Genomic DNA, 9,914 nt, shown 5'->3' on the forward strand with positions numbered 1-9,914 from the left:
GCTGAGGCCGCGGACGGCGACGCCGCTCTGCAGCAGCTCGATGATCGCGCGGACGTAGATGACGGTCGGCTCGAGCAGGGCGTCGCCGATCGCCGCCCGGTGGGCGTCGAGGCGCCCGCGGTCGTGCAGCCCGGCCGAGGCGGCATCGAGGGACCGCAGCAGCTCGGCGGGGCGCCGCAGCGCCCGGTCCAGCGCGCCGGCGGCGTGGCCGACCTCGCGCAGCAGCTCCCGCCGGTCGGGGACGACCCGCTCGGCGGCGTGGCGCGGCACGAACGCGGCGTGCGTGACGTGGTTGCAGACGGGGTTGTTCTCGGTGTGGCCGATCGCGGTCAGGACCGGGGTCGAGATCGCGCGGATCGCCCGGCACAGGCGCTCGTCGTCGAAGGCCACGAGATCCTGCACCGACCCGCCGCCGCGGGCGACGACGATGACGTCCACGCGCGGGTCGGCGTCCAGGCGCGCGAGCCGGTCGACGACCTCGCGCGGCGCCGCAGCGCCCTGGACCCGGCAGCACGCCGTGATCACGGGGACGGCCGGGAAGCGGTCGGCGAGCCCGCGGATCACGTCGTGGAGCGCGTCGGAGTCCTTGCCGGAGATCAGGCCGACCCCGCGCGGGAACCGCGGCAGCGACGGGAACGTCGCGGGATCGCAAAGACCCTCGAGCGTCAGGCGGGCGACGAGCTCGGCCCGGGCGCGCAGCAGCTCGCCCTCGCCGGCGGTCTCGACGTCGTCGACGACGACGCGCAGGCGGCCGCCCCCGCCCCAGAACTCGGTGTGACGCACGCGGACCCGGACGCGGTCGCCGTGGACGGGCTCGTGCGACGGCTTCTTCGACCGCGTGAGCCACGGCAGGTACGAGCAGGGCAGGACGTTCTCGCCGTCGGTGAGGTCGAACCACCAGACGCCGCGGCCGCCCTTCTTGGGCCGCTGGACCTCGCCCTCGACCACCGCGGGGCCGGCCTCGCGCAGCGCCCGCCCGATCCTCGCGGCGTAGTCGGCGACGGCGATCGGCGCCTGCGTCTCGGTGTTCGTGGGGGCCTCCGGCATCGCTCCACCGAGCGTACGCGGTGCCGCGGCCGGGTCGCGTCCGGGGGTGCTCCGGCACGGTTCCGGCACGCCCGAGCGGCCCCTTCCGGGTCCCTCGTCACCCGGCGGCGAGGGCCGGGCGCTGCACCGCCCGTGCCTCACGGAGGACGCCCCGGGAGCCGACCCGCAACACCCGCCGCCGTGTGCATCGGCACGCATACCGCATCCGGGCGGGTGCAACATCGAACCCAAGGGTCGTCCGTCCGGTGAGCCCCTGACTAGGATGCCGAGCACGTCCTGGAACGCGGTTGCCGCCGTGCGCTCCGGGACCCCTTCATCTGTCGTGTGGGCCGGCTTCGTTGCCGCCTCCGCCCCACCGCGTCCAGCGAGCTTCATGGATTCCATCAATCACGGGAACTACGACTCCGGCGAGGACTTCGTCCTCGAATACGGAGATCTCCGGTTCACCTTCAACGAGCGCGACTTCTCCGAGCGCTGCGAGCAAGCAGCCTCGCGGCTGGGGTTCGTGCACGACCGGCTGGATCGCGACGAGGTCGACGACCTGGTCGAGCTCACGGTCTCCGGCGAGGTCGCCCACCCCGTCTCCCGCCTGGGCGAGCACGTCAACGAGTGCTGGACGGAGCTGTCCGGCCACGCCGAGCGCTCCCTCGTGCACTGGATGCGCCGCCTGGTCTTCCGGGGCGCATGGATGGACCAGCGCGTGAAGGAGGGCGAGCTCGACGTCCGCTACGACGAGGACCTCCAGCGCTTCGAGTACGTCCAGCCCGCGCGCGGCGACGAACCAGTCGAGCTGGCCCCGGCGCCGTCCTGGTTCCAGGTCTCCTACTCCCCGGTCGACGACCGGCGCTAGGCCGAGACCCCAGGAGGACGCCGCCGCCGGCGACCTCCACCGCGGACCGCGCCACCCGGCCGGTCCCGACATGACGAAGGGCCCCGATCTCGGGGCCCTTCGTCGTTCCCACCCGGCCGGCGGCGCGGGTGGATGCCAGGTGTTCGTGGACCGAGGAGGTCGGTGCGGGCGACGCGAGAGCTGTGCACCCGCACTGCCGAGGGTCGCCCGTGCCGAGATCCGATGCGTCCGCGGACGCCTGGCGCCGCCCGCTAGCGGAGCTCGGCGCGCGCCGCGGCGATCGTCGCCGCGCCGTCGTCGCCGACCAGGAGGTCGGGACGCAGCGTGCCGGAGCCCGCGAGGTCGAGCGCCGGGAAGCGCGCGGTCGACGTCAGCGCGGCGTCGAGGCGCACGACGGTGCTCTCGCCGCCGACCGCGTGCTCGCGCGTGGCGATGATCGTCAGCGAGCCGCCGTCCGCGAGCTTGCGCGCGGAGGCCAGGATGCGGCGGGCCGCGCCCTCCCCCAGGCCGTCGAGCGTGTCGACGAGCAGCACGGCGTGGCCGCCGCGCGCGGCGATCCGGCGGCCGCGGTCGACGACCTCGTCGATGGCCTTGGCGCGGGTGTCGGGGCCGACCGAGAGGTCGAGCGCGACGACGGGCTCCAGGCCGGAGTCGTTCCAGTCGGCGATCTCCTCCGGGCGGACGCCGGCGAGCACCGGCAGCAGCTCGAGGCCGTCGATCGCCTTCAGCGCGACGCCCAGGCGACGCAGCGCCTCGGTCTTGCCGGCGGCGTGCGGGCCGACGATCACGGCGCGGGAGCCGCGACCCAGCGGGGTCAGGTAGCCGATGGCGGCGACGGTCGGGTCGTCGCTCTGGACCGCGAGCAGCTCGGTCGGGCGGGCGACGGGCAGGTCCTCGAAGCGGGCGCCGCTCGACGTCTCCTCCGGGTCCTTGCCGTTGATCGTCTCGACCCGGATCAGCGACGGGTAGCGCTCGCTGCGGCGCGCCTGGCGCGTCGGGCCGGAGACGGTGTCGCCGTCGACGAGCTCGCAGCGGCGGACCTGGCCGGCGGAGACGTAGACCTCGGAGCCGTCCTTGGCCTTCAGCATCGCCGAGCCGTTCTGGCCGATGGTGACGACGCCCGCGACGGTCTCGCCCGTCTCCTCGGCCTGCTCGTCGCGGCCGTTGCGGCCGCCGCGGTCGTGGCGGTCCTCGCGGCCGTTGCGGTCGTCGCGGCTGCTGCGATCCTCGCGGCCGCCGCGCTCGCTGCGCGGGCCGCGGTCCTCGCGGCCTCCGCGCTCGTCGCGACCGCCACGGCCACCGCGCTCGCGGGTGGGCTCGGCGGGCTGGGCGTCGTCGTCGCCACCGCGGCGACGGCGACGGCGGGGACGGTCGTCCTCGTCCTCGCCGTCGGTCAGGGAGACGACGTCGGAGCGGCCGTCGTCGGACGACTCGTCGTCCCGGCGGCCGCCGCGACGGCGACGGCGGCCGGAGCGGCCCTCGCTCTCGTCGTCGGACTGCGTGTCGCCGGCGGATCCACCGCGGCGCTCGATGATGGTGTCCACGAGCGCCTCGCGGCGCAGCTTGCGGAAGCCGTCGACGGCGAGCTCGCCGGCGAGGGCGTGCAGGTCGGCCAGCGTGCTGGACTCCAGGACGTCGCGTGTGAGGACGGTCATGGGTGCTCCTTCGGGGGTGTTTCGTCGGTTGGCGCCCGACCGCGTTGTGCGCAGCGGCCGGCGACTGCGCCCACCATATCGGCCGCCCGGGCCGCCGCGCGTCGCCCCCGGGCCCCGCCCGCGACGTCCGCACCCCGGCACCGGACCGCGCGCGAAGCGGCCCGTGAGCAGGGAGAACGGCCGCGCCCCATCGGCGGGCGCGCGCCCCCGGAGACGCGTCGGCCCCGCTGGTCGCTCGACCGTCACGCAGGCCACGTCCAGGATCACCGGCCCGCCCGGACTCAGGGCGTCCCGGGCCACGTCCGGGATCACCGGCCCCGCCCAGGGTCAGGGCGCCGGGACCGCGTCCCCGTAGTCGCGGCGCATGGCGTCCAGGACGGCATCGGTGGCGATCGCCGCGCCCGCGTCGTTGAGGTGGATGCCGTCGGAGCGGCGCACGATCTGGTCGCGACCGTCGACCGGCATCGCGTCGCGGTACTTGCTGCCCGGCGTGAAGAGCTGGTGCAGGTCGACCAGGCGGATGTGCGCGCGGTCCAGCGACGCGGCCGTCCGGATCCCGGCGTTGACGGCGCGCACGATCTCCTGGCGCTTGGCGTCGCGGGCGTCCGGCAGCAGCATCCAGTAGACGCGGACGTCCCCGCGCTGGCGGTACGCGGCCATCATCTGCTGCAGCGCCCGGGCGTAGGCCGCGGCCCACGGCGCCGTGCAGCACTCGACCGTCCGCTTGCCCAGGCGCATCGGGAAGCCCTCGTTGGCCCCGAGGAAGACGATCACCGCGTCCGGCGAGGTCGCCGACTGCGTCGCCGCCAGCCCGCGCCAGTCGACGATCTCGGGCTGCGAGACCGACGTGCCGATGTGCACGTCGCGCGTCGTCTTGATGCCCGAGCCGGCGAGCTTGCGGGCCAGGTCCGCGTCCATCGGCTGCGACATCGAGTCGCCGGTGACGAGCACGGTCTTCAGCGGGCGCGGCGCCACGACCTTGCCCCCCAGGGCCGCGCCGTCGAACGCGTCCTCGGTGATCGCCGCGCCGCCACCGCCGGCGGCCGGCACCGCGGCCGTCGCCGGGGCGCCGCCGTCGGTGTCGCCCTGGATCACCCGGTTGAAGCGGTCCCCGATGCCGGAGAACGGCAGCCGGTCGGCGACCCAGCCGGTCGGCTTGCCGGCGACCTGCAGCACGTCGCGCTGCCAGCCGGCCTTGTGGCGATCGGCGGCGCGGCGGACCGCCTGGCCCTCGAAGGCGACGAGGATGAAGACCGCGACGAGGATCATGATCGCCGCTCCCCGGACCGTCGTCATCCGGCTGGGATCGCGGGCGCCGGCGGGTGCCTCGCCGTCGCCGGGGCGGCTCGAGGCGGTGATCTGGGCGGGGTCCTGCGGCATCGTCGAGGTCATGGGCTCAGAACGCGAAGTAGATGAAGGTCGGGACGGCGCCGGCGGGGATCGCGGCGCCGACGGTGGCGATGACGACGGCGAGCATCGCGCCGAGCGGGACGGGACGGAGCCGCTCGACCCAGGCACGCGCCCGCTGCATCGGATGCTCCGGGAGGAGCTGGACGCCGATCACGAGCACGACCGCGAAGACGGAGGAGGACGACCAGAGCGTGGCCGACTCCCAGGAGAAGAGGCGCTCGAAGAAGCTCCAGGCGATGTCGAGCTCCGGTGCCCGGAACGGCACGAGCGCGAAGACCACGACGTGGAACGTGATGAGCCACGCCAGCCAGCCGGGCATCCGGACCTTGCCGCGCAGGAGCCGCTCGATCACGAGCGCCGCGCCGTGGATCGCCCCCCAGAGGACGAAGCCCCAGGCGGCGCCGTGCCAGAGGCCGCCGAGCAGCATCGTCAGGAAGAGGTTGCGGTACGTCTTCCACGGCGCGCCGCGGTTGCCGCCGAGCGGCACGTAGAGGAAGTCGCGCAGGTAGCGGGACAGCGTCATGTGCCAGCGGCGCCAGAACTCCTGCATCGACCGCGAGCGGTACGGGCTGTCGAAGTTCTGGGGGAACATGATCCCCATCAGGAGCGCGAGGCCGATCGCGATGTCGGTGTAGCCGGAGAAGTCGCAGTAGATCTGCGCCGCGTACGCGTAGGCCGCGAGCAGGACGTCCGGCGTGCCGTACGCCTCCGGGACCGCGAAGACCGGGTCGACGACCTGGCGGGCGAGGAGGTCCGCGAGGATGACCTTCTTCACGAGGCCGATGCAGATCAGGACGACGGCCGGCCCGACGGCGATCTGGTCGCGGCGGCGCGGCGTGGCGAGTTGCGGGAGGAACTCCCGGGCGCGCACGATCGGGCCCGCGACGAGGTGCGGGAAGAACGAGAGGTAGAGCGCGAAGTCGATGATGCTCGCCCGCTCGCAGGAGCCGCGCTTGACGTCGACGACGTAGCTGATCGCCTGGAACGTCAGGAAGCTCAGGCCGATCGGCAGGGCGACCGTCAGCAGCGGCAGCGGCAGGCCGAGCCCGATCCCCGACAGCAGGTCGTCCACGTCGCCGACGAAGAACCCGTAGTACTTGAAGACGCCCAGGACCGCGAGGTCCAGCGCGACGACGGCGGTCAGGAGCCGCTTGCGGACGCGCTCGTCGTCCGCGCGGTCGATCAGCGTCGCCCCGGCCTGGTTGCCGAGGGTGACCGCGGCGAGCAGGATGCAGAACTTCGGGTCCGCGAACGAGTAGAAGACGTAGCTCGCCGTGAGGACGAACGGCTTCCAGATCGATGGTCGCTCCATGAGCAGCCACGACAGTCCGAAGACGATCGGGAAGAAGAGTGCGAACTCGACGGAGGGGAAGACCATGAGCGGGCTGGTGTCGGAAGCCCACACCCGTGGGCCCACACGCGGCCCGGACGTTAGCGGTCTTCAAACCGTCCATGGTCACCATTTGCAGGGGTGTTTGCTGTGGTGGTGGACGGCCCTGCGGCGGCCCCGATGCGCGTCGAAACACCGTTCACCAGCGAGGAGGCTTCGAGACACGTCCGGGGTCTTCGCCCCTCACACGTTCGCGGAACGTGTGTTGGAAGGCACACACCACACGCCTGTCCTGCGCGTCCCACCGGCGACGATGCGATGTGCGCCGAACCGGGTCGGCACGACCCGGCTGGCCTGGGTCGGACGGGCGGCCCGGGGACGCCTCGGGGACACCCGCCCGACCCGCCCCCTACTTCTTGGAGGCGTCCACCAGGCCGTCCATCCACACCTGGAGCTCGGGCTTGCTCGCCCAGTCCTTCGCGAACTGCGCGTTGCCCGAGTCCGTCAGCGGGTGGTTCAGCATCTGCTTCAGGACCTTGTAGGGGACCGTCGAGATGTCGGCGCCGACCTGCGCGGCCTTGATCGCGTGCAACGGGTTGCGCAGCGACGCGGCGAGGACCTGGGCGCCGGTGGAGTTCTCGTGCACGGCCTCGACGACGTCGGAGAGCGTCGCGATCGAGTCGATGCCGATGTCGTCGAGGCGGCCGAGGAAGCTCGAGATGTACGTGGCGCCGGCCTCGGCGGCCAGGATCGCCTGGGCCGCGCTGAAGACGAGCGTCATGTTGACCGGGTGGCCGAGCTCGCGGAGCTTGGCGGTGGCGATCAGGCCGGCGGGGCCGAACGGCACCTTCACGATGATGTGCTCGTGGAGCTCGCGGACCGCGATGCCCTCCTCGACCATGCGGCCCGGATCCTCGGACACGACCTCGGCCGACGTCGGGCCCTGGACGATCTCGGCGATCCGCTTGATGGCCTCACCGGCGTCGCCCTCGGCCTTGGCCAGCAGCGACGGGTTGGTGGTCGCGCCGGCGAGGATGCCCCACTGGGCGATCTCCTCGACCTCGGCCACGGATCCGGTGTCGATGAACAGCTTCATGCGGGGGCACTCCCAGGAGGTGTGGTGGTGATGCAGGGCGTCCCCCGATCGTACCCGGCCTCACCGGCCCCACACCGTGCCGCCCGTCCGGCACCCGGACGAACGGCCCCTGCGGGTGCCCCGAGCCCCGTCGCAGTCCGCCGCGGCTCGACCCGCGACGCTCGGGGCGGGGCCCGCGCCCCATCCCCTTATCGGGCGGCGGGCTCCCGGGAGCCGCCCTCGTCGCCCTCGTCCTCGTCGTCGTCGTGGATCCACTGCAGGCGGACGTCGTCGCGGTCGATCGACGGCATCGGCTCGCGGCCGTCCATCACGGCCCGCACCTTCAGGTAGTCGGCGGCCTCGCGGACGTCGTGCATGCGGGCGATCGAGAACTTCGCACGCTCCGCGCACCAGCCGAGCGCCGCGAGGGTGCCGGCGAGGCGCTCGTGCGGCTCGCGGTGGATGATCGTCCCGACGAAGTACTTGCGGGACACCGCCAGCAGGATCGGGTGCCCGTGGACGGCGAGGTTGGGCAGGTCGCGCAGGACCTCGACCGTCTCGGCCGGCATCTTCGCGAAGTCCGGGCCCGGGTCCAGGATGATCGAGTCCGAGCGGACGCCGGCCTGCAGCGCGCGCTCGCGCAGGCTGTTGAGCACGCGGCGGACGTCGTCGATGACGCGGCTGCCGTAGTCGGGGAAGTACTCGGTCTTCGGGTCCGCGCGGGTGTGCATCAGGATGATGCCGGCGCCGCGCGCAGCGACCACGTTGGCCAGGCGAGCGTGGTAGAGGCCGGAGACGTCGTTGATCAGGTGCGCCCCGGCGTCCAGGACGGCCTCGGCGACCTCGGGCTTCCACGTGTCGACGGAGACGATCAGGCCGGCGTCGACGAGGCGGCGGACAACCGGGACGACCCGCTCGCACTCCTCCTTCGCCGTCGTGACCGGCGTGTGCGTGACGCCGGACTCGCCGCCGACGTCGATGATCTCGGCGCCCGCGTCGGCGAGCTTCAGCGCGTGCGCCACGCGCGCCTCGACCGTCTCCAGCCGGGTGCGGTCGCTGAAGGAGTCGGGCCCGCAGTTGACGATCCCCATCAGCGCCGGGCGCCCGGCCTTCAGCGTCAGGGTCTGGTCGCGCAGCCGGAGGATCAGCTCGTCGCTCATGCGGGGCTCCCGTGGGTGAGGTGGTAGTGGAGGAAGAGCACGTCTCCCCCGCGCCAGACGCCCCGTAGCGCCAGGCGCCGGGGGCCGTCGGGACCGAGGTCGCCGCGCAGCATCGTGAGGGGGTCCTCGCCGCCCACCAGGAGCGGGGAGAAGGTGATCAGCAGCTCGTCGAGGACGTCCGCCGCGACCAACGCGGCGAGCAGCCCGGGGCCGCCCTCGCAGTTGACCGTGCGCACGCCGCGGGCGGCCAGGTCGGCCAGCGCGGCCGCGGGCGTCGCCGCGTCCAGGCGGACGACGTCGATCCGCTCGGCGTCGACCGCGAACGGCGGCTCCGTCTCGGTGTAGACGACGGCGCGCGTCAGCTCCTCGTGCAGGAGCGGCAGGTCCTCGTCCAGCCCGAAGGACCGGGTGACGGTCGCCATCATCGGCTCGGCCGGCAGGCCCGCGGCGAGGCGGGACGCGCGGTGCGGCGGGTCCAGCGTCGTCGAGTAGCGCTCGCCGTTGAGCGTCCCCACGCCGACGAGCAGCGCGTCGGCGCGGGACCGCAGCGCGCGGAAGACCGCGCGGTCCTCGGGCCCTCCGAGGGCGCCGGAGCGGCCGTCGACGGTGACGTGCCCGTCGGCGCTCTCCACCATCACGCCGATCGTGCGTGGCCGGGACGACGTGCCCTCGCGCACGGCGTCGGCGACGACCCCGTCGACGAGCGCCTCGGCGTCGAGCTCGGGGCCGCCGTCGGCGAAGGACCGGAAGGCGGGGGACGTCACCCGTGGAGCACGCGGACGGTCGCGCCGTGGAAGCGGAACGTGCCGGCGACGCCGCCGGACGGCACGGCGCTCGTGGTGCTCGTCTTCTTCGTCGTCTTCGTCGGCGTCGACTTGGTGGTGTCGGTCGGCGTCGGGCTCTGCTCCGGCGTCGGGTCGTCGCCGCCGGTCAGCGCGACGACGAGCGCGACGATCACGGCGACCAGCAGGATCGCGACGAGCGCGATCTGCCAGCGCGGGGCGCGGCCGCCGCGGTCGACGGGCTGCAGCAGCTCGCCGGACTGCTCGCCGCTGTCCCAGGCGTCGTCCCACTCGTCCTCGACACCCTGCTCGGAGACCGAGCCGGTGTTGCCGGTCGTGCCGGAGGCGACGCGGGCGGGCGCGGGGCGCGCCGCGGCGACGTTGGCGCCCTCGAGGCCCAGGGCGGCGACCTCGGTGGACGACCACTCGACCGTCGCGCCGGGGTCGACCGGCTGGACGCCGGCACCGCGGGGCGCGACGGGACCCGCCGGGGCGGCCGGGGTCGGGGCCGGGACGGAGATCGTCGGCGGGGCCGTCTCGGTCGGCGCCGTGGCCGGGGCCTCGGGCGCGACCTCCGTGGCCGGCGTCGCGACCGGCGGCGGCTG

General features: G+C 74.0%; 8 protein-coding genes and 1 pseudogene. 1 reads left to right on the forward strand and 8 read right to left on the reverse strand.

Annotated features, from left to right (window positions below; all coding sequences use genetic code 11):
* On the reverse strand, positions 1-1,047 hold a 1,047-nt coding region (gene xseA, locus AB0L40_RS23920), incomplete at its 3' end, for an exodeoxyribonuclease VII large subunit (RefSeq protein WP_364360645.1).
* A gap of 373 nt (positions 1,048-1,420) precedes the next feature.
* Between xseA and AB0L40_RS23925 the strand changes: the two genes are divergently transcribed.
* Positions 1,421-1,897, forward strand: a complete 477-nt coding sequence (locus tag AB0L40_RS23925; protein ID WP_364360647.1) for a hypothetical protein — start codon at positions 1,421-1,423, stop codon at positions 1,895-1,897.
* A gap of 251 nt (positions 1,898-2,148) precedes the next feature.
* Here the strand turns inward: AB0L40_RS23925 and AB0L40_RS23930 are convergent, their stop codons facing one another.
* From AB0L40_RS23930 to AB0L40_RS23960, 7 genes and pseudogenes are all read right to left on the reverse strand, one after another.
* Positions 2,149-3,552 (reverse strand): transcription termination factor Rho, encoded by a 1,404-nt coding sequence (locus tag AB0L40_RS23930; RefSeq protein WP_364360649.1) that lies wholly within the window; start codon positions 3,550-3,552, stop codon positions 2,149-2,151.
* 327 nt (positions 3,553-3,879) lie between these two features.
* The gene (locus AB0L40_RS23935) at positions 3,880-4,944 is read right to left on the reverse strand and encodes a GDSL-type esterase/lipase family protein (RefSeq protein WP_364360651.1); all 1,065 of its coding nucleotides are present in this window, start codon (positions 4,942-4,944) and stop codon (positions 3,880-3,882) included.
* A gap of 4 nt (positions 4,945-4,948) precedes the next feature.
* Positions 4,949-6,340 (reverse strand): MBOAT family protein, encoded by a 1,392-nt coding sequence (locus tag AB0L40_RS23940; RefSeq protein WP_364360653.1) that lies wholly within the window; start codon positions 6,338-6,340, stop codon positions 4,949-4,951.
* A 361-nt stretch (positions 6,341-6,701) separates the two neighbouring features.
* Positions 6,702-7,388, reverse strand: coding sequence for a transaldolase family protein (locus tag AB0L40_RS23945; RefSeq protein ID WP_364360655.1), 687 nt, complete (start codon positions 7,386-7,388; stop codon positions 6,702-6,704).
* A gap of 188 nt (positions 7,389-7,576) precedes the next feature.
* Positions 7,577-8,527 carry a dihydropteroate synthase gene (gene folP, locus AB0L40_RS23950; RefSeq protein WP_364360657.1) on the reverse strand — a complete coding sequence of 317 codons (951 nt, stop codon included), beginning with the start codon at positions 8,525-8,527 and terminating at the stop codon, positions 7,577-7,579.
* Entirely contained in the window at positions 8,524-9,291 is a 768-nt protein-coding gene (locus AB0L40_RS23955) for a dihydrofolate reductase family protein (RefSeq protein ID WP_364360659.1), read from the reverse strand. The genes folP and AB0L40_RS23955 overlap by 4 nt, the downstream gene beginning before the upstream one ends.
* Positions 9,288-9,914: pseudogene (locus AB0L40_RS23960) on the reverse strand (hypothetical protein); the annotation flags it as partial. The gene AB0L40_RS23955 and the pseudogene AB0L40_RS23960, both read right to left, overlap by 4 nt.

This window comes from Patulibacter sp. NPDC049589 (genome assembly GCF_040675535.1).
Classification (GTDB): domain Bacteria; phylum Actinomycetota; class Thermoleophilia; order Solirubrobacterales; family Solirubrobacteraceae; genus Patulibacter.

Coding starts and splice junctions, on each gene's coding strand:
- AB0L40_RS23925 (WP_364360647.1), top strand. CDS start 1,421: ATGGATTCCATCAATCACGGGAACTACGACTCCGGCGAGGACTTCGTC.
- AB0L40_RS23930 (WP_364360649.1), bottom strand. CDS start 3,552: ATGACCGTCCTCACACGCGACGTCCTGGAGTCCAGCACGCTGGCCGAC.
- AB0L40_RS23935 (WP_364360651.1), bottom strand. CDS start 4,944: ATGACCTCGACGATGCCGCAGGACCCCGCCCAGATCACCGCCTCGAGC.
- AB0L40_RS23940 (WP_364360653.1), bottom strand. CDS start 6,340: ATGGTCTTCCCCTCCGTCGAGTTCGCACTCTTCTTCCCGATCGTCTTC.
- AB0L40_RS23945 (WP_364360655.1), bottom strand. CDS start 7,388: ATGAAGCTGTTCATCGACACCGGATCCGTGGCCGAGGTCGAGGAGATC.
- folP (WP_364360657.1), bottom strand. CDS start 8,527: ATGAGCGACGAGCTGATCCTCCGGCTGCGCGACCAGACCCTGACGCTG.